This is a genomic window from Pseudomonas sp. LG1D9, assembly GCF_002949995.1.
In the GTDB taxonomy this organism is placed as follows: Bacteria; Pseudomonadota; Gammaproteobacteria; order Pseudomonadales; family Pseudomonadaceae; genus Aquipseudomonas; species Aquipseudomonas proteolytica.
Genome location: NZ_CP026881.1, coordinates 2,515,177 through 2,537,150, shown reverse-complemented (window position 1 = coordinate 2,537,150; position 21,974 = coordinate 2,515,177). Strand labels below are relative to the sequence as shown.

The 21,974-nt window shown below is 60.6% G+C and carries 20 protein-coding genes; 3 read left to right on the top strand and 17 right to left on the bottom strand.

The genetic code is table 11. The annotated features are described in order from the left end of the window. Positions 1 to 15 precede the first annotated feature (15 nt). Together ubiA and C5F71_RS12250 are read right to left on the bottom strand one after the other, a co-directional pair. Positions 16 to 906: a 4-hydroxybenzoate octaprenyltransferase gene (ubiA, locus tag C5F71_RS12255; protein WP_029289922.1), complete on the bottom strand. Its 891-nt coding sequence runs from the start codon at positions 904 to 906 to the stop codon at positions 16 to 18. Next, entirely contained in the window at positions 906 to 1,469 is a 564-nt protein-coding gene (locus C5F71_RS12250; protein ID WP_092232182.1) for a chorismate lyase, read from the bottom strand. Before C5F71_RS12250 ends, ubiA begins: the two co-directional genes overlap by 1 nt. A gap of 196 nt (positions 1,470 to 1,665) precedes the next feature. Here C5F71_RS12250 and C5F71_RS12245 point away from each other — a divergent pair, with 196 nt between their 5' ends. The 3 genes from C5F71_RS12245 to C5F71_RS12235 all read left to right on the top strand — a co-directional run bounded on the left by C5F71_RS12245 (position 1,666) and on the right by C5F71_RS12235 (position 3,486). Further along, complete coding sequence (locus tag C5F71_RS12245) at positions 1,666 to 1,833, top strand: rubredoxin (protein ID WP_029289917.1); 168 nt, start codon at positions 1,666 to 1,668, stop codon at positions 1,831 to 1,833. A gap of 38 nt (positions 1,834 to 1,871) precedes the next feature. Continuing rightward, entirely contained in the window at positions 1,872 to 3,020 is a 1,149-nt protein-coding gene (locus C5F71_RS12240) for an NAD(P)/FAD-dependent oxidoreductase (RefSeq protein WP_104911209.1), read from the top strand. Positions 3,021 to 3,210: 190 nt separating this feature from the next. Then, complete coding sequence (locus tag C5F71_RS12235; RefSeq protein ID WP_003213368.1) at positions 3,211 to 3,486, top strand: HU family DNA-binding protein; 276 nt, start codon at positions 3,211 to 3,213, stop codon at positions 3,484 to 3,486. A gap of 115 nt (positions 3,487 to 3,601) precedes the next feature. Here C5F71_RS12235 and C5F71_RS12230 read toward each other — a convergent pair whose 3' ends face one another. The 15 genes from C5F71_RS12230 to tssB all read right to left on the bottom strand — a co-directional run bounded on the left by C5F71_RS12230 (position 3,602) and on the right by tssB (position 21,944). After that, a complete protein-coding gene (locus C5F71_RS12230; RefSeq protein WP_104911208.1) occupies positions 3,602 to 4,456 on the bottom strand; it encodes a hypothetical protein in 855 nt (284 codons plus the stop codon). A 220-nt stretch (positions 4,457 to 4,676) separates the two neighbouring features. Beyond that, on the bottom strand, positions 4,677 to 4,844 hold the full coding sequence (locus tag C5F71_RS29680) for an RHS repeat-associated core domain-containing protein (RefSeq protein WP_218274774.1): 168 nt from the start codon (positions 4,842 to 4,844) through the stop codon (positions 4,677 to 4,679). A 27-nt stretch (positions 4,845 to 4,871) separates the two neighbouring features. Then, positions 4,872 to 5,315, bottom strand: coding sequence for a hypothetical protein (locus C5F71_RS12220; RefSeq protein WP_090292477.1), 444 nt, complete (start codon positions 5,313 to 5,315; stop codon positions 4,872 to 4,874). Between the two features lie 14 nt (positions 5,316 to 5,329). Further along, positions 5,330 to 9,718 (bottom strand): RHS repeat-associated core domain-containing protein, encoded by a 4,389-nt coding sequence (locus C5F71_RS12215; protein WP_104911206.1) that lies wholly within the window; start codon positions 9,716 to 9,718, stop codon positions 5,330 to 5,332. 12 nt (positions 9,719 to 9,730) lie between these two features. Further along, positions 9,731 to 10,165, bottom strand: coding sequence for a DcrB-related protein (locus C5F71_RS12210; protein WP_029289896.1), 435 nt, complete (start codon positions 10,163 to 10,165; stop codon positions 9,731 to 9,733). A gap of 15 nt (positions 10,166 to 10,180) precedes the next feature. Then, positions 10,181 to 12,121, bottom strand: coding sequence for a type VI secretion system Vgr family protein (locus tag C5F71_RS12205; protein WP_070994074.1), 1,941 nt, complete (start codon positions 12,119 to 12,121; stop codon positions 10,181 to 10,183). A 170-nt stretch (positions 12,122 to 12,291) separates the two neighbouring features. Next, entirely contained in the window at positions 12,292 to 14,955 is a 2,664-nt protein-coding gene (gene tssH / locus C5F71_RS12200) for a type VI secretion system ATPase TssH (RefSeq protein WP_029289892.1), read from the bottom strand. Beyond that, positions 14,948 to 15,991 (bottom strand): type VI secretion system baseplate subunit TssG, encoded by a 1,044-nt coding sequence (gene tssG / locus C5F71_RS12195; protein WP_104911205.1) that lies wholly within the window; start codon positions 15,989 to 15,991, stop codon positions 14,948 to 14,950. The genes tssH and tssG overlap by 8 nt, the downstream gene beginning before the upstream one ends. Then, complete coding sequence (tssF, locus tag C5F71_RS12190; RefSeq protein WP_029289888.1) at positions 15,955 to 17,811, bottom strand: type VI secretion system baseplate subunit TssF; 1,857 nt, start codon at positions 17,809 to 17,811, stop codon at positions 15,955 to 15,957. Before tssF ends, tssG begins: the two co-directional genes overlap by 37 nt. Continuing rightward, positions 17,808 to 18,323: a type VI secretion system baseplate subunit TssE gene (tssE, locus tag C5F71_RS12185; protein ID WP_029289885.1), complete on the bottom strand. Its 516-nt coding sequence runs from the start codon at positions 18,321 to 18,323 to the stop codon at positions 17,808 to 17,810. Before tssE ends, tssF begins: the two co-directional genes overlap by 4 nt. After that, entirely contained in the window at positions 18,317 to 18,742 is a 426-nt protein-coding gene (locus C5F71_RS12180; RefSeq protein ID WP_029289883.1) for a hypothetical protein, read from the bottom strand. Before C5F71_RS12180 ends, tssE begins: the two co-directional genes overlap by 7 nt. After that, positions 18,742 to 19,194 (bottom strand): type VI secretion system amidase effector protein Tae4, encoded by a 453-nt coding sequence (locus C5F71_RS12175; RefSeq protein ID WP_104911204.1) that lies wholly within the window; start codon positions 19,192 to 19,194, stop codon positions 18,742 to 18,744. Before C5F71_RS12175 ends, C5F71_RS12180 begins: the two co-directional genes overlap by 1 nt. Before the next feature lie 80 nt (positions 19,195 to 19,274). Then, a complete protein-coding gene (locus C5F71_RS12170; protein ID WP_029289879.1) occupies positions 19,275 to 19,763 on the bottom strand; it encodes a type VI secretion system tube protein Hcp in 489 nt (162 codons plus the stop codon). Between the two features lie 175 nt (positions 19,764 to 19,938). Further along, positions 19,939 to 21,435 (bottom strand): type VI secretion system contractile sheath large subunit, encoded by a 1,497-nt coding sequence (gene tssC / locus C5F71_RS12160; RefSeq protein WP_104911202.1) that lies wholly within the window; start codon positions 21,433 to 21,435, stop codon positions 19,939 to 19,941. A 2-nt stretch (positions 21,436 to 21,437) separates the two neighbouring features. Beyond that, on the bottom strand, positions 21,438 to 21,944 hold the full coding sequence (gene tssB, locus C5F71_RS12155; RefSeq protein WP_010207547.1) for a type VI secretion system contractile sheath small subunit: 507 nt from the start codon (positions 21,942 to 21,944) through the stop codon (positions 21,438 to 21,440). Between the last annotated feature and the right edge of the window lie 30 nt (positions 21,945 to 21,974).

Genomic DNA, 21,974 nt, shown 5'->3' with positions numbered 1-21,974 from the left:
ACAAGGTACAGGGCATTACCTGAAGGCGTAGTCGGCCACAATCCCGACAAAAATCGCCAATCCCGCCCAATGGTTGTGCAAAAACGCCTTGAAGCATTTCATCCGGTCCCGATCCCGGGTGTACCAGAACTCCCAGGCAAAACACCCTGCCGCCGCCACTAGCCCCAGATGGAACCAGCCACCCAGTTCGAAGCGCGAGCCCGCCAGCAGCAGGCAGAGCAGCGCCAGCCCCTGCAGGGTGAGGATGATGATGCGGTCGGCATCGCCAAACAGGATCGCGGTGGATTTGACGCCGATTTTCAGATCGTCATCGCGGTCGGTCATCGCGTAATAGGTGTCGTACGCCACCGTCCACAGCAAGTTGGCGATATACAGCAGCCAGGCAATGGCCGGCAGGCTGCCGGTCTCGGCGGTAAACGCCATGGGCATGCCCCAGGAAAACGCCGCGCCCAGCACCACCTGCGGGTAATAGGTGTAGCGCTTCATGAACGGATAACTGACAGCCAGCGCCAGGCCGCCCAGGGACAGCCAGATGGTGGCGGTGTTGGTCAGCAGCACCAGCAGGAAACTGATGGCCATCAGCACCGCAAAGAACACCAGGGCTTCTTTGGAACTGATCTTGCCGCTCGCCAGCGGGCGTTGCGCGGTGCGCTTCACATGGCCGTCGACCTTGCGGTCAGCCCAGTCATTGATCACACAACCTGCCGCCCGGGTCAGTGTCACGCCCAAGACAAAAATCACGATATTGCTCAACGACGGCGAGCCCTTGCCGGCGATCCACAGCGCCCACAAGGTGGGCCACAGCAGCAGATAGATGCCGATGGGCTTGTCCATCCGGGTCAATTGAACGAAGTCCCAGGCCCGTGGGTTCAGGCGGTTCAGGGATTGGAGCAGGCGCTGGTACATCAGCAATTCTCCGCAGATTGGTGCACCGCTTGCCACAGGCTTGGCAGGAACACTTCCGCCACCAGAACACTCAACGCGCCGCGATCAAAGCGCGAGCGTCGCGCCCATAAGCCATTGGCCTGATCCGCCTTCGGCAGCCAGGCGCGTGGGTAGTGGCAGACCTCGATGGCCTGGCGGGTGAACGCCTGGTCACAAAACAGCAACTCACCCAGGGAGCGACTGCCCAACTCATCCATATGCAGGCCGTCGCCCTGCAAGGCACTACGGGCCGCCACGCTGCGGGCGAACACCCAGGCCTGGCCGTGACCGCGCAAATACACCTCGCGTACCCAGCCAATACTGGCCGCTGGCAGGTCGAGGGCGGCGCATTCGTCGTCTCGCAGGGGCTGCCAGCCTTCGAACAGTGGCGTGACGCTGAAACCATCGTTGGACAGGTGCGTCAGGCGGCGGGTCAGTGAGCCCTCATCGAACAGCCAGTCGAGGGCAGGAGGCGCGGGCAGAGGGTGCAGAAGGCTCTGGTTCAGCCATTGGCAAGCATCGGGAACGGCAATCGAATGCGGCACGGGGAGTCATTATTGGCAGTTAATGAGGCGCCGAGCTTACCATGGTCACCCGAATTTTTGCCGGGCTGCGCCGGGACATTGGGTCGAACGTGCTTGCATCTGGGCGCCCCGATCAGTACAAAACGCCCTGAGCCGGACGGCAATGCTGGATCTATCGACTGTCGGCCAGTAAGCCTGGACCCTGAGGAAACAAGTAATGAAGAAGTGGCAATGTGTAGTCTGCGGCCTGATCTACAACGAAGCAGACGGTTGGCCGGATGATGGGATCGCCCCAGGCACCCCGTGGCAGGACGTCCCGGAAGACTGGCTGTGCCCGGACTGCGGCGTCGGCAAAATGGATTTTGAAATGATCGAAATCGGTTGATTCGCTGAATTTTACAAACGTACTACAAGGAGAATGGAATGAGCGCACCTGTCGTGATCATCGGTACGGGCTTGGCTGGTTACAACCTGGCTCGGGAGTTTCGCAAGCTCGACAGCGAAACCCCGCTGTTGCTGATCACAGCAGATGACGGGCGTTCCTACTCCAAGCCCATGCTCTCCACCGGTTTCGGCAAAAACAAGGATGCCGATGGCCTGAGCATGGCAACCCCTGGCGCGATGGCCGAGCAACTGAAGGCCGAAGTGCGCACCCATACCCGAATCAGCGGGATCGACCCCGGTCACAAGCGCCTGTGGATCGGCGAGGAGGCGGTGCCCTACCGCGACCTGATCCTGGCCTGGGGGGCCCAGACGGTACAGGTACCGGTGGAGGGTGATGCCGCTGAACTGATTTTCCCGATCAACGACCTGGAAGACTATGCACGCTTCCGCCACGCCGCCGCTGGCAAGCGCCGCGTGCTGCTATTGGGCGCGGGGCTGATCGGCTGTGAATTTGCCAACGACCTGATCCTGGGCGGCTACACCATCGACCTGGTGGCGCCCTGCGAGCAAGTCATGCCGACCCTGCTGCACCCGGCAGCAGCTGCAGCGGTGCAGGCCGGGCTCGAAGGCCTCGGTGCGCGCTTCCACCTGGGGCCGGTGCTCAACCGCCTGCAGCGCACGGCTGACGGCCTGGAAGCCCACCTGTCCGACGGCACTGTGATTGAGTGCGACTTGGTGGTGTCGGCTATTGGCTTGCGCCCACGGGTGGACCTGGCGGCTGCGGCCGGCCTGCAAATCAACCGCGGGATCATGGTCGACCGCCACCTCAAGACCTCCCACGCCAATATCTACGCCCTGGGCGACTGCGCCGAGGTCGATGGCTTGAACCTGCTGTACGTCATGCCCCTGATGAGCTGCGCCCGCGCCCTGGCCCAGACCCTGGCGGGCAACGCCACGGCGGTCAACTACGGGCCGATGCCGGTCACGGTAAAAACCCCGGCGTGCCCGCTGGTGGTCTCGCCACCGCCACGGGGCACCGAAGGCGTGTGGAGCGTCGAAGGGCAGGGCGGGGACATCAAGGCCTTGTGCCGCGACGCCAGCGGCCGCCTGCTGGGCTACGCGCTTACCGGCACGGCAGTCATGGAAAAACTGGCCCTGAATAAGGAACTTCCGCCACTGCTGGCGTAAATGCTGGTCGTTCTGTCGGAATAACCACCTTTTTCCCCCTAGAAAGGTCGCCGGGAGACTGGCGCAGGCACCAATGGCATGCCATCCTCACTCCCGTCTGCCGCAGAGTAGAGCCTGCGGCGCCTTGGCGCTGCTCCAGCAGAGAGCAGCACGGACATAACAACAAAAAACCGTCAAAGAGGCTTCACCTATGCGTAAACCAGAACTCGCAGCCGCCATTGCAGAAAAAGCAGACCTGACCAAAGAACAGGCCAACCGCGTCCTCAACGCCGTACTTGAAGAAATCACCGGCGCCTTGCATCGCAAAGACAGCGTCACCCTGGTTGGTTTCGGCACCTTCCTGCAACGCCACCGTGGCGCCCGCACCGGCAAGAACCCGCAAACCGGCGAGCCAGTGAAAATCAAGGCGAGCAACACCGTAGCGTTCAAACCGGGCAAGTCGCTCAAAGACAGCGTCAACCCGTAAGCGCGGCACCGTCTCGAAGGGAGGCGGGGAGGTATGAAAAATGGGCACGCCGACTGGGTCGGGTGCCCATTTTTGTTGGGGTGACGCTAGAACACAAACTGCACTGGCAACCGGTTCACTTAGTACTCAACCCGGTTACCTGAACGTGCCCTTGTTTAAACTGGTTTCCATATTCATCGGCGTACGAAAAGTCGGCAATCAATGTTTGGCTGCTGTGATTAAAGTCGATATTGATCGAACCTGTTGTACCTCTTTCAAAGTAGGGGCCCTTGCGAAAATGGACTATTGCATTCGCACCGTCCTCTTCTGCGCCGATATCAAGGCGTTTTTCATCCAGTTTTCCTTTTGGAATATTGAGGTAAACATACGCGCTATTGTTTTTGTCGAAAGCAACGACTTCGAGAAACCTATCCGGTGTATTGCGCATATCAATCGACGTTGACTTAAAAAAGACCTGTTGTTTTGCCTCGACAGTTGGAGGAACCGTGTCGATAAAAGCGTCGACGCTTAATGAGCCTAGGCTACTATTCGTTACGCCATCATGTAAGGAAAAAAAGCCGTGTTTGAGCGTCGCCGTTTCTGGTCTCTGTGGCGCTTCGCTTTTCGCTTCGAATTCAAATGTGCCTACCAGGTCTGTCAATGTCGGGGCGTTTTCAAATTTGACGTTACCGCGCCACGCCAAATAAGTAGTACTGGGGTACTCACTGGAAGAAAAAGAAGCGGTCACCCTGTCATCAGACTCCCCAAGTTCATACGTTCCTTTTTCAAGTCCTTTGAGAACACTGAAATTGATGGAGTACACACGAAATGGAGAAAACCTATTCATTGTGGCTCTGAAGTTGATTCGTTGTTTAGATGCGCTCTCTTCGACTTCGGTGGACGGAGAGGAGAAACTCTCCGACCCTCTTGTAAAAGTCAGCGCTGCCGTGACTTCGTTTGGAACGTCCTGTGATTCGGATTTTGTAGTCATGTCGAGATTCCATTTCAAGAAGGAGAATTGAATAGCTCGATACGAATGTAAAGAAGTGAGGCGCGTGCGGCTACTGTCAGAAATAACAGTTTTATAGTCTTATTTGATATGTGTAGTGGGTTCTATAGAATTTAAGTATATAAAGGGCGAGGTGGGACAGATTTAAGCAAGTAAAGATGAAGTGAAGTGACTTGAAGTAAAGGGGGCAGATTTATTTTTACTAAACACATCTATTAATTAAATCTGTCCCCTTTGTTACAAGTTTTTTTGCGTCACTCGAGCAACTTAACCCAAGTGGGTCCATCCATGTGAGTGGGTTGGGTGTGTATTGATAGAGGTTGAAGCCCCCTAGTAACCCAATCGGATCCGGAGTAGTAATTCTCCCCACATCCGGACGGATTTTTGTGTGGGAAGATTACTCACCTTTTTTCTTTTTATCCAAATAGAATTTCAAATACTTTTTTGGTCTTTCTTTGAATGCTCGCTCCTTACCGAAAGCATAGGCGGCGTCAAAATATTGAAATGCCTTCTCTTCCTCATGAAGTTCGACGCAGACCATGCCCAAATCTATCAATGGCGCTGTATTGCGCTCCGAACTTCTGCCATCTAGTGTGATTTGAGCCCAGTATTTTGCAGTTTTGAAATCACCAGCGTCAAAATAGAAATTATAAAAAGAGCCAGCGATCCATCCAGTTAATAGTTTCCATCCCAGTCTTGGCTCTGGGAGTAATGCCCACGCTTGCTCATAGGCAGCGAGGGCTTCCAGCTTGTTGCCGGCTTCATCCAATTCGTTTCCGGTTTCCATGATGGAAGATATTCTTACTTCCAAGTCCGGATTTTCTTCTGACAGATCTTTCATCGGTAATGTTCTCACTATGGATATCGAGGCTTCTCGGCCGGCCCAATAAAGTCGCCTGGGTCCCTGTATCGATCCTTGAGGCTAGCACCCTGAGACCGGTTATAGCTGTAATGTTCCAACTCATAGTTGTTCGGGTCGCGCATCCAGCCACGTACTTCCTTGGTTTTGGCTCCATGGAAGCCGCCCGTCTGGTTCCAGTATCTGACAGCATCGGTTCGGTGCGCCATGTCGGCATCCTTGATTGGGTACCACTCGTCATCTACCCGACTTCTGAACTGCATATTTTTTCCTGCCCCTCTGACGCGATCATCAGCGCGCATACGTGCAATGACGATTTTGCCAGTTTTGCTCTTCTTGCCCGGCGTTCTACCCACTGAGTTCAAGCGGCATGAAAGTCCAAGCGGGTCATTCCAACCGAAGGGGTTTCGTGCGTATACGTAGAAATTCAAGCCACCGTAGAGCCCAATCGGATCCGGCGTAGTAAACCGCCCCACATCCGGATCATAAAACCTGAACGTATTAAAATGCAGCCCCGTCTCCCGATCCAGGTACTGCCCCTGAAACCGCAGGTTCTGCTCTTCAATAAAGTAAGGTTCCCGCACCTCTTCCACGGTATTGCCCCACACCCGATAAGTCGCCTGCCAGAGGGTGTGTCCGTCTGCCTCGGTGACCTGTTCCGGCAAGCCGCTGAGGTCGTTGTGGTAATAACGAATTTTTTGCAGCGCCCCGATGCCATCGACTCGGGCCAGGGGTTGGTAGCCTTCGTCTTCATAGAGGTACAGGCTGGTTTGGCTGTGTTTATGCTCCTGTAACAGACGCAAGCCGTCCCACATGAACTGGGTTTCGCTCAGCGGATAACCATTGCTGCCATGTTCGGTCTTGCCGATGCGCCGGCCCAGCGGGTCGTAAGTCATGCGCACCACGCTGCCGCCTTCATTGCGCACTTCAATCAGCCGGCTTTCGGCGTCGTACGCAAAGTGTTGTACGCCACGGGCGCCGCTGCGTTTTTCGATCATTCGGCCAAAGGCATCGTAGCGGTAGCGCTTGTCCTGATAGGTCAGCAGTTTGTTGTGTACCACCAGCCCGGCCCCGGACTGTGGGCCGTCCAGCAGGTTTGCCGCCGCGTCGTAGGCGAAGGTTTCGCGCTGGCCGTGCAGGCTGTCCTGGCTTGCGATGATGCGACCGGTGGCGTCGTAGTGCAGGAGTTGGCGATGTTGCGCGCTGGGCTGTTGATCGAGTTTGCCGATCAGGTTGTCGGCGGGGTCGTATTCAAAGTGCTTCTGTATCGCCGCCGGTATCAACGCCGGCTGGCTGGTGTGACGGCGTTGGCGGGCGCGCAGGCGGCCGCTGCGGTCGTACTCGCTGCGGGTGCTGATCTGGCCTTGGGTGCGCAGCACTTCGCGGTGCAGGCGGTCGCGCTCGAAATCACTGATGACCTGGCCGTCGAGGTTGATCTGATGCAGATGGCCGCTGCCGTAGTACAGGCGATTGAGCCAGCGGCCGTCCGGCAGTTGGCTCTGGATCAGGTTGCCGAGTTCGTCGTAGTGGTGTTGCAACTCGCCGGCCGGACTGCGCTCGGCGAGCAATTGGCCTACTGCGTCATAGGCAAAGCTCAAGGCTTGGGCATTGCCCTGCAGGTCGGTGAAGGACACGTCCGTAAGCTGGTCCAATGGATCGTAGGTGTAGTCCGTGCGGCCATCGTCAGTGGTTTTGGCAATCAAGCGGCCAACGGCATCGCGCTCCAGTCGATGCACGATAGGGGCGGGCGGCGTCTCGGGAACCACGGCCAGGCCCGTACCATAAGGCGCCGCAAGGGCGGTCACAGTGGTGACGTTGTCCAGGCGGTCGTAGCTGTAACGCTTGGCGCTGCCGTCCAGGTCTTGCTGTTCCGTCAACCGATCCCCGTCATCCCAGGCAAACCGATAACGTTCTCCGTTCTCGTTGATCAGCGCTTGCAGCCGACCAAAGCTGTCATAGCCGAACTGCACCTGCCGGCCATGGGCATCGGTGCGTTGGCGCACCTGGCCGCGGCGGTTGTGTTGATAGCGCGTGGTGTGACCGGCCGGGTCGGTGTAGGCCGTCAGTTGGCCGCTGATATCTCGCTGGTACTGCTCGCTACGGCCGTCGGGTAACTGGCTGCTGAGCAAGCGGCCTTGGGCGTCGTAGTGGAACTGGGTACGTTCGCCGAGGGCGTCGGTGATGACTTGCAAAAAGCCCTGCTCGTTGTAGCTGAACCGGGTCGGGTACCCCGAGCAGTCAATGTGCTCGAGCAGTTGCCCGAACGGGTTCCAGCGCAGTTTTTTGCTTTTGCCCGTGGCATCGATGATCTCGACGACCTGGCCGTGGGCGTCATAGCGATAGCGGGTGACGTGGCCCAGCGGGTCGATGGCGACGGTGCAGTTGCCGCGTTGATCATAGCGGTAGCGCCAACTGTTGCCGGCGGCGTCGGTTTGCACCAACGGCAGGGCCCAGTGTTCCAGCCACAACGTCGAGTCGCTGCGCCCCAGGGGGTCGGTTTCGCCGATGAGGTTGCCGGCCTCATCGTAGCTGTATTCATAGCGGCCACCCTGTGGGTCGGTGGCGTTGAGCAATTGGCGCTCGTCGTTCCATTCGAACAACCAGGTCTGGCCGAGGTTGTCGCTGTAGCGGGTGACCTGGTGCTGGCTGTTCCAGTGCCGCGTGCTGACACGCTGCAAGCTGTCGGTAATGCGTGTGGTGCCGGCCTGCAAGTCATAGTCGAACCGGTAGGCATCGCCTTCATTGGTCCAATGCTTGACCACGCGCCATTCCAGGCCATCGATCAGGGCCCACTCATAAAAGCAGTGCAAGCCGCTGGGCAACTGGTGCTCCACCATGCGCTGCCCGGTGTCGTAGGCAAAGCGCCGTTGCACCTGGCCGCTGGCATCGCGTACCTCGGCCAGGTTGCCCATGGCGTCGTAGCCGTAGCTGGCGAGTACTTCCCGGCGTTGATCGGGGTACACGCGCTCGAGGCGGGCCACGTGCAGCGGGTCGCGGATCAGTTCGACCTGCACCAGATCAAACGTGTCGCGCAGCCGCACCAGGCGTCCTGCGTCGTCATAATCAAGGTAGATACGGTTGTCGTTGCGGTCACCCAGTTGGCTGAGGCGCAGCCGCGACGGGTTTGCCGGGGTGGGCTCGAACAGGCGATACACACCGTCGTCGCTTTCAATCAGTAACGGCCCATCGCGGTGGCGCCGTACAGCAAGCCCTTCACCGGCACTGAACACTGCGCCGCCCAAGGGGATGGCGCCCATATCGATGGGCCGGCCCTGTTCGTCGGTATAGACCAGGGTGTCGCCGCCTTCGGGATGGGGCTGGATTTCGACGCACACTTCATACGGCACGCTCCAGCCTGTGCCGAACAGGCTGCCACGGCGTTCGTCGCGACTGTTGTAGAAGCGCTGCCAATCGATCGGCAACAGGCCGGGCAGGACGAAATCCAGTTCCTGGTCATCGCCCAGCACCTTGGCGCCGGTAGCCGCATGCACCGGGTTCGAGGAACCCATGGCCGCGTTGGCCGCTGCGCCCATGGCGCTGCTGACGGCCATCGACGCGGCACCGCCCGCCAGCATGCAAGGTAGTTTGCTGAAAAACTTGCCCTTGCCACCTTTGAGCATCAGCAGCACCGTCACTGCCAGCCCGACCCCCGGGGTCTTGCCGCTGCGAATCTCGCGTACCACCACCGAACCGCCGCCAATAGTGACGTTGGAGGAGATCAGCCCGGAGGACACCACCTTCGCATCGCAGGTGCTGCGGTCGCCGCTGCGCACGGCGGGCTGGCCGTTGATGGTCACCTTGTCCGAGCCTTCGGCCATGAACTGCGGCGGCATCGGTGGGTGCTTCATGCAAAGCACCAGGTCTTCCAGCTTGGTCTCCGTGCCTGGCGCAGGCGAAGCCACGGTGGGGCGCCACATCTGTGAGAAGAACTCGCCGGCCATGTCCAGGTAGCTGGCTTCTTCTTCAGGTGCCGGCATTTCCAGCTCGGTACCGGCCGGTGCCACATGGGAAACAACCGCCCCGGCCGCGCGGGCGGCGGGGATGTTATTGGTGAGCGTGTCGAAGGAGCCGGTGAGGATGTTAGCCTGCACCGTCGGTGGGAACAGCGCGTTGCCGATGCCCTCGCATAGATTGCTCAGGCCCTTGTCGGCCCCGCTCTTGCTCATCGCAAGGCCCACCACCACGCCGACCACCGCGCCCAGCAGGAAGCACCCCAACCCGCCCGTGACAACGGTGATCCCGGTGGCGGCCACCACCGCCGCCGTAGCCAGTGCGGTAATCGCGATGTTCGCCGCCACCTCCAGCACGCCGCCGAGAATGTCGGCCATCATCGAGGTGTGTTCCATCGCATCGCCCAGGCGTGCGGCCCATAACGCGTCAGACATGCAAGATGCCCATCACGCAGGCACGTCGAACGACAGCGAATTTTTGATAGTCGCCCAGTGCGCCGCTTCGGCATCGCCGAGCTTGTCGGCTTTCACATAGCTCAAGGCGAGCATCTTGCGCGTACCCGGCAACACCAGGGCGAGTTGATACTGGAACACCTTGTCATTGCCCTTGCTGAACTGGCTGCGCAACTCGATCCCTTCAACCTCCTGGGCAGCACCCAGGCGCACGGGCACGCTGGGCAGGCAGCGCAAGTCCTGCACCTGTTTTTCCAGGCGCTTGAGCTGGTCGTCGAAGTTGCTGTGCAAGGTTTCGCCTTGCGCCAGCAAGCTGCGGCTGACGATCAGTGAAGTCCCCAGCTCCGGGAACTTGAGGATATTGATCGTTGCGTCCTGCAGCTCGCCGGCGGGCAGTTGGAACTGGAATTCGTTGATGCGATACGTCATGGCAAACAGGTCTCGTCAGGAGCTTTTGGGCGTGGGGAACGCGGCTTTGATGTTGGCGTCGATGCTGGTTTTTATGCCCTGGCCATCCGGTGTGGCGCCAGGCCCGCCGCCGTTGTTGAGGTGCAGCACGCCGCCGGTGTTGAACTCGGCGTCGCCGCTGGCATAGAAGCTGATTTGCACGCCAGTGAGGTTGATCTGCCCGCTGGCGTTCAGCTCGAGGATGCTTTGCCCACACACCAGGCGCAGGTTTTCGCCGACCTCGATGACATAACTCTGGCTGATGCTGTCGGTCTTCTTCTGGCCCACCGAGAGCACGTCTTCCTGCTTGACGATGCGCAGGCGGTTGTTGCCAATGGTCACCGTCTCGTTGTGCCCGATGCTCTTGTTGCGGTCATGCCCCACCGAGTGGCTTTCATCCACCTCCACCACAATGTCCTGATTGCGCTCGGCATGGATGTACAACTGCTCCAGGCCCTTCTTGTCCTCCATGCGGATTTCATTGAAGTTCGCCGGGCTGCCGCCCTTGCTGGAGCGGCTTTTCATCCCGCTTTGGGTGGCGTTTTCCGGCAGGTCGTAAGGCACCGTCTGTTCGGCGTTGTACACCCGGCCGGTAATGATCGGGCGGTCCGGGTCGCCTTCGAGGAAGCTGACAATCACTTCCTGGCCGATGCGCGGGATCTGCATCGAGCCCCAGTTTTTCCCGGCCCAGGATTGCGACACGCGAATCCAGCACGAGCTGTTTTCGTTGGACTGGTCGTGGCGGTCCCAATAGAAATGCACCTTCACCCGGCCATACTGGTCGGTCCAGATTTCCTCGCCCTTGGGCCCGACCACCAGCGCGGTCTGCGGGCCTTTGACGACAGGGCGATGGGTGTTGGCCAGTGGGCGGAAGCTCTGCTGTGCATCGATGCAGGTCAGGCTGCTGTCGAACTGCGCCGACGCCGCGCCGCCGCCGGATTCCAGGCGTTCCTGGGTGATGTAGTAGCGCGCGGCAAGAATCAGGTATTCGCGGTTCTGGTCGCGGCGGCTGAAGCCGGTGAGACTGAACAGATGACCAGAGCCCAGGCCCCGTGCATTGCCGCTGAACTCCACTTGTTCGTGCAGGGTTTGCAGGGCTTCGATGCGGGTACGTGCGTAGTGTTCGCCGTCTTCGCTTTTGACGTAGGTGCCGGGGTAGTCGTACAGCGGATAATCACCGGCGGTGTGCGGGCGCGGCATGGCCGAGCGCACGTCGATGCTGGCGCTGGGGCGCTGGAAGTCGTAGTCGTTGAGCTCAAGGGAACCCGGCTGGACTTGCTGCGCCAGGTGCCAGTTGTGCATATGGTCGCGTTCGCGCTGCTGCTCGTCCTTGGGGTAGTAGGGCACCGAGGTGTAGCCGGGTACCGTGGTGTGGGCGCCATAGGCATCGGCCAGCACCAGCACATGGCGATCCTGCTCGTGACGGAAGAAGTAGTAGATGCCTTCCTGTTCCATCAGGCGGCTGACGAAGTCGAAGCTGGTCTCGCGGTACTGCACGCAGTATTCCCACTCGCGATACGGCCGGCTCAGGGCGTCTTCGAAGTCGGAAAACCCGAGGTCGCGAAACACCTGCTTGATGATCTGCGGGATGCTCAGGTTCTGGAAAATCCGGCAGTCGGAGGTACGGCTCAGCAGCCACAGCCACGGGCGCAGCGTCACCTGGTAACTGGCGAACTGGCCTTGGTCGATGTTCTGGCTGCAGCGCGCGACGATCCCATGGAAATACCGCTCGCCACCGTCCGCCAGTTGCAGACCGACGCTCATCGGCTTGCCCAGCAACTGGTTGAGGTCGATGTTGGCGTCCAACGAGTTCAGTTGCAGCTCATAGCTGAACAGCCGCCCCAGCTCTTCGCCGCCGCCCATTTCATTGAGCAGCAGCACATCCGGCCCCAGGGGGCTGGTGATCTTGGCCAGGCGTGAGGCTTGGTTGAAAAGCATGGGTTGTCCCGTAAATGTCGTCTTTACTGACGAAACCGAATCAACGGTGGGAGCTGTTCTATGTGGGAGCCGGGCTTGCCCGCGATGCAGGCACCTCGGTATGTCTGTCATACCGAGGTGATGCTATCGCAGGCAAGCCAGCTCCCACACTGAGCGCATTCCAGCAGTCGTTATTCGGCGTCGCTGAAGTCGTAGTGCAATTCGTTGTCCCGGCTGCCGATCCGCACCCCCGCCAGCGCCTTGCCTTCGAGCATGCGTGTGAGGAACTCGCGGCTCATGTCCGGCAGCAGGCTGTTGGTGAGGATGGTGTCGATCATCCGCCCGCCACTTTCGGTTTCGGTGCAGCGCGAGACAATCAGGTCGATCACCGTGTCGTCATAATCGAACGCGACTTTGTGGGTGTTCTCCACGCGCTTCTTGATGCGGTCCAGCTGCAGGCGGGTAATCGCCTTGAGCATCACATCGCTGAGCGGGTAATACGGAATCGTCACCAGGCGCCCGAGCAGGGCGGGTGGGAAGATCTCCAGCAGCGGCTGGCGCAGGGCCTTGGCGATGTCTTCCGGGTCGGGCACGTTTGCCGGGTCTTTGCAGACGTGGGAAATCAGCTCGGTGCCGGCGTTGGTGGTGAGCAGGATCAAGGTGTTCTTGAAGTCGATCACCCGACCTTCGCCATCCTCCATCACGCCCTTGTCGAACACCTGGAAGAAAATCTCATGCACGTCCGGGTGGGCTTTTTCCACCTCATCCAGCAGCACCACGCTATAGGGTTTGCGCCGCACGGCTTCGGTCAGCACGCCGCCTTCGCCATAGCCGATATAGCCCGGTGGCGCGCCCTTGAGGGTGGACACGGTATGGGCTTCCTGGAACTCGCTCATGTTGATGGTGATCACGTTCTGCTCGCCGCCGTACATGGCTTCGGCCAGGGCCAGGGCGGTTTCGGTCTTGCCCACGCCCGAGGTGCCGGCCAGCATGAACACGCCAATCGGCTTGCTTGGGTTGTCGAGGCCGGCGCGGGAGGTCTGGATGCGCTTGGCGATCATCTGCAAGGCGTGGTCCTGGCCGATGATGCGTTTTTTCAGGTGCTGGTCGAGGTTGAGCACCGTCTCCAGTTCGTTGCGGGCCATGCGGCCTACCGGGATCCCGGTCCAGTCGGCGACCACCGAGGCTACGGCCTGGTAATCCACGGTCGGCAGAATCAACGGGGTTTCACCCTGCAGGGCACTGAGGCGCTGTTGCAGGTCCACCAGTTTTGCGCGCAACTCGTCGTTGCCGCTGTCGACAACGCCGGCTTTCTCGCGCAGGGTCGCGCGGGTAGCGAGCAACTCGTCCACCAGGGTTTTTTCTTCGGCCCAGCGGCTTTCCAGGCTAGCCAGGCGCTCGCGTTCTGCACTCAACAAGGCTTCGCTGTTGCTTTGGCGTGCGCCAATGGCGATGCCGATGGCATGCTCGCGGGCGATGATTTGCAGCTCGGTTTCCAGGGCTTCGATGCGGCGACGGCTGTCATCCACTTCTGCCGGCACCGCGTGCAGGCTGATGGCGACGCGGGCGCAAGCGGTGTCCAGCAGGCTCACGGATTTATCCGGCAACTGGCGCGCCGGGATATAGCGGTGGGACAGCTTGACCGAGGCTTCCAGGGCTTCATCGAGGATCTGCACCTGGTGGTGCTTTTCCATGGTCGAGGCCACGCCGCGCATCATCAGCAGCGCCTTGTCCTCCGACGGCTCGGCCACTTGCACCACCTGGAAGCGGCGGGTCAGCGCCGGGTCTTTCTCGATATGCTTCTTGTACTCGGCCCAGGTGGTGGCGGCCACGGTACGCAAGGTGCCACGGGCCAGGGCCGGCTTGAGCAGGTTGGCCGCATCACCGGTGCCGGCGGCGCCCCCGGCACCTACCAGGGTGTGGGCTTCGTCGATAAACAGGATGATCGGTTTTGGCGACGCCTGGACGTCTTCGATGACCTGGCGCAGGCGCTGTTCGAATTCGCCTTTCATGCTGGCGCCGGCTTGCAGCAGGCCCACATCCAGGCTGCGCAGCTCCACGTCCTTGAGCGCTGGCGGCACGTCGCCGGCAACGATGCGCAGAGCAAAGCCTTCGACCACGGCGGTCTTGCCCACCCCGGCTTCACCGGTGAGGATCGGGTTGTTCTGGCGCCGACGCATCAGGATGTCCACCAGTTGGCGGATCTCTTCGTCACGCCCCACGATCGGGTCGAGCTTGCCGCTACGCGCCTGTTCGGTCAGGTCCACGGTGAAACGCTTGAGGGCTTCCTGCTTGCCCATGGCACTGGGGGCCATGGCGCCGCTGGCTTCGCCCGGCACGGCACCGGCATTGAAACCATCGCTGGCGCTCAGGGCGTTTTCCGGTGAATCACCGACATATTCATCAAAGCGCTCGCTCAGGGCCTCGGCCTTGATCTTGTCGAACTCGGACGACAAGCCCAGCAGTGCATGCCGCAGGCTTGGCGTCTTCAAAATGCCCAGCACCAGGTAGCCGGTGCGCACCTGGCTTTCGCCAAACATCAGGCTGCCGTATACCCAGCCGCGTTCCACGGCTTCTTCCACATGGGACGACAGGTCGGTGATCGACGTCGAGCCACGGGGCAGGCGGTCCAGGGCTTCGGTGAGGTCTCGGGCCAGCCGTGCCGGCTCGATGTTGAATTGGCGGATGATGCGATGCAGGTCAGAGTCCTGCAGTTGCAGCAACTGGTGAAACCAGTGGGCCAGTTCCACGTAGGGGTTACCGCGCAATTTGCAGAACACCGTGGCGGCTTCGATGGCCTTGTAGGCCACGCTGTTGAGTTTGCCGAACAGCGCGGCGCGACTGATTTCACCCATGCTCTGGATTCCTTGAGGTGGTGGCTTGATCGGCGTAATGCCGGGCCAGGATTAGGTCGTTGGCGTCTTGCCCGGGTTGGCCGAGCCAGGTGTTGAAACCCAACCGGAACTGCCCGTTGAGTTGCAACGGCGGCACTTGCGATTGTTGGAGAATCAGGTTCAGGTCCCAGTCCAGTTCATGGCCCAGGTATTCGGTGACCCAGGCCACCAGCTCATTGAACGGCTGGCTGCCGGGCAACATGCCCATGTAGTCGTCGAGCGTCAGGGGGCCGAGGCGGATACGGAATTTGTGCTGGCGGTCCCACACATGGCTGCCCAGGCAAAAATCCACGCCCAATTGATTGGCACTCACGCTGACCCGGCTGCGCTCGGGCAGCTCCAGCCATTGGCCGACGTACTCTTCAATCTCCACCGGCAAGCCGAAATACTCGCTGAGAATTGCCTTCAAACCGTCCGGGTAGCGGGTTTGCGCCGAGAGGTGGCCGCTGTAGTGCAGTTTTGCGGTATCGGGGATCAGGCCCTGGTCGAGGAGGCTGGGCATACCGCGGCCGCTGAGCGCCGCCAGGCGTGCGGACCAGTAATCATCGTCGGGCCGGTCGTGGCTGACGGTCGGCCGCGCTTCGGCCCAGGCCCGATAAAACAGGGTCAACAGGCGGTGGTGGAATACATCCAGGAAGCGCTTGCTGGTGCTGTCGGCGTTGTTGCGCTGGCGTTCGCGCACGTATTCGGTGATGTGCAGCGGCAACGGCCCATTGGGGCCGCCGAGGCCGAAAAAGAACTGCTCCAGGCGCGCTGGCGTGCCGTCGCCGCCGGGGTTCACCGACGCCAGGGTGGCCGGGGCGAAGGTGCAGTCAGCCTGTTGCCCGAGGCGCAACGGGTCATCGGCCAGGCGCAGGGAATGCCCCAGGCGCGGCAGTTGGGGCGATTCGCACTCGATACGGCGCAGCGCCTGGAAGAAGTCATATTCCCAGGGCTCCTGATGCATCGCATCCAGGGTACTCACAGGGTCGGACGCCGTCCGGGCTTGGCTTTCCATCGCATGATCTCGCCGCGCTCGGTGGTACGAATCACCGTCTCGGTAAAACTGTTGATCGACACGTAACGCGCCAGGAATCGTTCCAACACTGCACCGAGCAGGAATACACCGGTGCCGCGGAACGCGTTTTCATCAAATTCCAGGGTGATTTCCAGGCCACGGCCAAACACGATCGGGCCGGGCATCGGCAGGCGCCGTGTCACCGCTTTGCTGCTGACCTCGCGCAGGCCCTCGATCTGCAATTGCAGGGCGGCGTCGTTGCTGTCGCCATACAGGCGCAGCAGTTCACGCAACGCCGCGGCACCCTGGCCTTCGCTCAGGGACAGGTAGTTGAGCGACAACTGGCTGATCAGGCGCCAGGCCTTGGCGTCATGGGCGTGGCTGGCGCGCGGGCGGCTGGGCCCGGCGACGCAGCGCACCGCCAGCACCGGGGCACTGTCGGCCAGGGTGAAGTCGGTCTTGCCGTTGCCCACGCTCATGAACAGTGGCAGATCGCGGTTGGTGCACAACGCGGTCACGCCCAATTGGCGCAGGTCGTGGCGGTAGGGCGCTTGCTGGCTGTCCACCAGGCTGACAAAGGTCTCGCTGCCCACATACGTGGAGCGCGGACCATTGCGCCGCTGGTCGCTGGACAGCACCCGCGGCTCGCGGCGCACGCTGTAGTAACTCTGGTCGCGGCCGTAGCGCGACGGATCACGCACGGCGTAGAACGGCAAAAAGGGTTGCTCCGGCCCGGTGCCGTGGCCGGTGATGGCGCTGAGGGAGTGGATCTCGAAGTCCATGGGCCGGGTGCGGTCGGCAATCACATGGTGTTCGTTGACCCGCTCGGACAAGTGAATCCGGTCCACCCGTTTGGGGAACAGGTTGATCGCCGGGGTGCAGAAGGGCACGAACTGCGCGGCGCCAACACTGCCTTCCAGGCTGGGATCGTGGCGGTCGAACAGCACGATCAGCTCCAGTTCCTGGCCATCGCAGCGCTGTACGGCGCGGCTCAGTTCGGCGAATTCGACGAACAGGTAGCGATGGGGCAGGGCGAAGTATTCCTGCAGCAAGCGGTAACCCTGGAAGGCTCGCGATACCACGGGCATCGCCGCATCGGCGTCGTCGAACCCGCGCGAACGCAGCGCGTCCTGTGGCAGGCGCTCCACCCAGTCACCGCCGGGTTGGCGCGCAAACACCGCGCACACATTACCCAGCAATTGCTCGTAGAGGCGGAACGGCTGTTCGTCGGCGCCGCTCAGGTACAGCGGTAGATTGTCCAGGGCCAGGCTGTTGAATGGCAGCTCGGCGCCGGTGCGCAGGGTCAGGCGCAAACCGGCCTTGGCCTTGGGCTCACTGGCGGCCAGGCGCCCGAGCACGGCGGACGGGTTGCCAAAGTAATCGGCCTGGCTGACCTGCAACGGCCACAGCATCACCGGGTGGGCGGTGCGGTACTCGCAGCAGGTCTGGGTTTCGCGGCCCAGGGCTGCGCGCAGTACGGTATCGCGGGGCAATGGAAAACCGCTGGTCAGGGAGCCTTCATCGGGGTCGGCCTGCAACTGCACCACGGTCATCGATGGGGTCGGCGCCAGGTAGTGCGGGTAGGCGATTTCCAGCAGGTTATGGGTGAAGGTCGGGTACTCGGCGTCGAGTTTGAGCTGCACCCGGGCGGTGAGATACGCGAAGCCTTCGAGCAGGCGCTCGACGTACGGGTCGGCGCAGTCCATGCCGGACAGGGTCAGCCGACTGGCGATCTTCGGGTATTCCTTGGCGAACTCCGCGGCGCTCTCGCGCACGTGATGCAGCTCCTGGTTGTACAGCTCCAGCAGGCGCGGGTTCATGGGCGCCTCCGCTGGTCGGCGTTGACCACGCGTACATGGCCAGACTCCAGGTCCAGGTCGGTTTGCAGCAGCAGACGCAAGGGCACCGGCTGGGCCCACAGGTCGCCTTCGATCTCGAAGCTCAAGGCGTTGTGGTTCATCTCGCCATGGGCCACACGCGCCTTGACCCGCAGGGTGTGGCGCAGGATGCGCGGCTCAAAGGTGGCAATCGCCTGGTAGATCAGGGCTTCCAGAGCATTGATATCGACGCTCGACGCACTGTTGCCCGCCAGCGCCGGCAGGCCGTAATTGATCACTGACGTCCCGGCCGGGGTGTGCAGCGTGGCATCGGCATTGAGCAGCGAGGTGGTATTGAGCAGCCACGCCAGGTCCCGCAGCACCGAGGCTTTGAGCTGGGTCAGGGACAGCACGCGCTTGTCGGCGCTTTCCTTGGGGTTGCTCGGCTCGTCGTCGGTCAACCGGTCCAGCAGGGACGGTTGCAGGCGGTCGCGGGTGGCGATTTCGGTTACCACGTAAAGGGCGCTACATACATTTTTTGGTCGCCACCCCAACCGCAGGATGCCGATAGGCTGACCGGTGCCACCTCCAGATGCCCTTGGATTTGGCGAATAGCCTGCATTTTGTTCAGGCAGTCGCGGCTCGGGGCAGGCATGTGCTCAACACGCCAGACTGAAAATATAGGGATACCGTTGAATGTCTCCACGCGCAATTTCTGATGCTCATCCAAGCTGAAGCTGCATGGCCATTCCATATCCAGTTTTGTACGGCTCTGATCAGGTTTGACTAACGTGCACTGACCCTGGTCATCGATCAGTTTGAGGGGCTGGCCAACAAATACAGCCTCGATCGTTGGCGGTTCGGTATGTTCGGCGCATGCGTTCAGACTGATCACGTTCATGGTCAGGCAGAGTGCGAGCAATGGTTTTTTCATTATGTGAGCTCCCAAAACCAGACAGCCCTGGAGCGGGAAAAGAGATCGCCGGTTTTGGTTATCCCTCGGTTCCATAGGTCAATATGATCGCCGGTACGGTTATCCAGGGACTCGCCGGATTGCTGGAAACAATCCTTGAAAAAGATAAGCCCGGTTTTGCCCATCAGCGTGCGACGGTCTTCGGCGGTGTTACCCAGGATGGCGGGTCGTCCTAGGTGCCGTTTCCACAGCCAATTAGCCAATGACTCGGCACCCCTGGCGTGTTCATGTGCACACTTGGGCTCGGTATAGGTGGATTTGTTGACCTTGACGGTCAGCTCGGCGTTGAGCACCAGACTCATGCGGATAGCACACTGATTGGCCCAAGGACCATTGCAAGGGGCTGCGTTTGGATGCGTTACCAAAAGATCGGAATACGCCTTCCACAAATTGATAAACGAAGGTTTGGCCATGACTCAGATACCGAAAAGAGGAAGGTCGAAATTCGAGCAAGCACCAAAACCCCCGGCGCGCTGCGCCAGGGGTCTTCGTATCAACGCTTGGTGTTGGAACGGATATTCCAGCCGAACTTGATCGGGCCGCCGTCCTTGGTGCCGTCGGCTTTCTGCGGCTGGTAGTCGACCATCACCTGGGCAAAGTTCAGGGTGACGTTTTCGGTCAGGCGATCATCGCTGCCCGAGCCGCCGGTGCTCAGGGACGTGATCAGCACTTCTTCAAGGTTGATGATCATGTACTCGACCTGGCTTTCGCCGCCGGCCTTGCGCACGGTCAGCTTGACCTTGTCGATGTGCTTGCCGCTGGCGCAATGCATCATCAGGTTAGGCGAAGCCTTGTCGACGTACTTGGTCAGCGACAGGTCCTGGATATTCACCTTGCCGGCGCCGCCGCCACTGCCAACGTGCATGTTGCCGGACTGGGCCATGCCCCAGCTCCAGTTCAGTACGTCGATTTCGTCCTTGTGGGCCTTGTCCATGGACTCGCCCTTGATGTCGCCGATCTTGATGAAGATATCAACAGCCATGTTTTCTCCCTGTGTGGTCTGAGCCACGATATTTGTTTACGCCGCCGACCCCTGTAGGAGCGAGCTTGCTCGCGAAGGTCGTCAACGGTGACGCGGGCATCCTGGATGAACGCAGCGTCTTCAAGTTTTTCGCGAGCAAGCTCGCTCCGACAGGGAGCGAGCCAGTCCCGATTTTTTACGCGCTTTTTGCCGAAGGCAGTTTCGATACCAGGCGCAGCGACACGGTCAGCCCTTCGAGCTGGTAGTGCGGGCGCAGGTAGAACTTGGAGTTGTAGTACCCCGGGTTGCCCTCGACGTCTTCCACGATCACTTCGGCGGCAGCTAATGGGTGCTGGGCCTTGGTGGTTTCGGTGGAATGCGCAGGATCCCCGTCGACGTAGTTGAGGATCCAGTCCTGCAACCAGCGTTGCATCTCGTCCTTCTCTTTGAAGGAACCGATCTTGTCGCGCACGATGCACTTCAAGTAGTGGGCGAAACGGCAGGTGGCGAACAGGTACGGCAGGCGTGCAGCCAGGTTGGCGTTGGCGGTGGCGTCCGGGTCGTCGTATTCGGCTGGTTTCTGCAACGACTGGGCGCCGATGAACGCGGCGAAGTCGGTGTTTTTCTTGTGCAGCAGCGGCATGAAACCGTTCTTCGCCAGCTCCGCTTCACGGCGGTCGCTGATCGCGATTTCGGTCGGGCACTTCATGTCCACGCCACCGTCATCGGTGGGGAAGGTGTGAGCCGGCAAGCTTTCCACTTCACCGCCGGACTCCACGCCACGGATGCGCGAGCACCAGCCGAAGTGCTTGAACGAGCGGTTGATGTTCACCGCCATCGCGTACGCGGCGTTGGCCCAGGTGTACTTGGAGCTGTCGGCGCCGTCGGTGTTTTCTTCGAAGGCGAAGGCTTCCACCGGGTCGGTCTTGGCACCATACGGCAGGCGCGCGAGGAAGCGCGGCATGGTCAGACCGATGTAGCGCGAGTCTTCCGATTCGCGCAGCGAACGCCAGCCAGCGTATTCCGGGGTGGTGAAGATCTTGGTCAGGTCACGTGGGTTCGACAGTTCCTGCCAGGAGCCCATGCCCATCACGGTCGGCGATGCGGCAGCGATGAACGGCGAGTGCATGGCGGCGCAGACTTTCGACAGCTCGCCCAGCAACTCCACGTCAGGAGGCGACTGGTCGAAGTAGTAATCGCCCACCAGGCAACCGTAGGGTTCGCCACCGAACTGGCCGTATTCTTCCTCGTACATCTTCTTGAAGATCGGGCTCTGGTCCCACGCGGTGCCCTTGAATTTCTTCAGGGTCTTGTGCAGGTCAGTCTTGGAGATGTTGAGCACGCGGATCTTCAGCTGCTCATCGCTCTCGGTGTTGTTGACCAGGTAGTGCAGGCCACGCCAGGCGCTTTCCAGCTGCTGGAAATCCGGGTGATGGATAACCTGGTTGACCTGGGCGGTGAGCTTGGCGTCGATGGCGGCGATGATCGATTCGATCGACTTGATCGCGTCGTTGGATACCAGGTCCGTCTGCGCCAGGGCCTGCTCGGCCAGGGTGCGCACGGCGGTCTCGACGGCTTCGCGGGCACGCTCGGTCTTGGGCTTGAATTCTTGCAGCAGCAGGTTTGCAAACTCGCTGGCTTCTTGGGTGGTACCCAGGTTCTGGGCGCCTTCGCGGGCGGTATTGTCGGTCATGATTACTGGTCCCCAGCAGGTTTGGGCGCGCTCGCAAGGGCCTGCAGCAATGCCGGGTCCTTGATCGCTTTCATGATGATTTCTTCTGCGCCGGTCTTGCCGTCCATGTAGGTCAGCAGGTTGGCCAGTTGGGTACGGGCTTCCAGCAACTGGTTCAGCGAGTCGACCTTGCGCGCCACGGCGGCGGGGCTGAAGTCGTCCATGCTTTCGAAGGTGATATCCAGGCTCAGGTTGCCTTCGCCTGTCAGCTCGTTGGGTACGTGGAATGCCACCCGCGGCTGCATGGCCTTGAGCCGCGAGTCGAAGTTGTCGACGTCCACTTCAAGAAACTTGCGGTCCGCGACCGGCGCCAGAGGCTCGGCGGGCTTGCCGGCGAGGTCGGCCATCACACCCATCACGAAGGGCAGTTGGACCTTTTTCTCGGCGCCGTAAAGCTCGACGTCGTACTCGATCTGCACTCGAGGCGCACGGTTGCGCGCGATGAATTTCTGAGAACTTTGCTTCGCCACGTTGCTGCTCCTGGTCGCTTGAGCGACGGT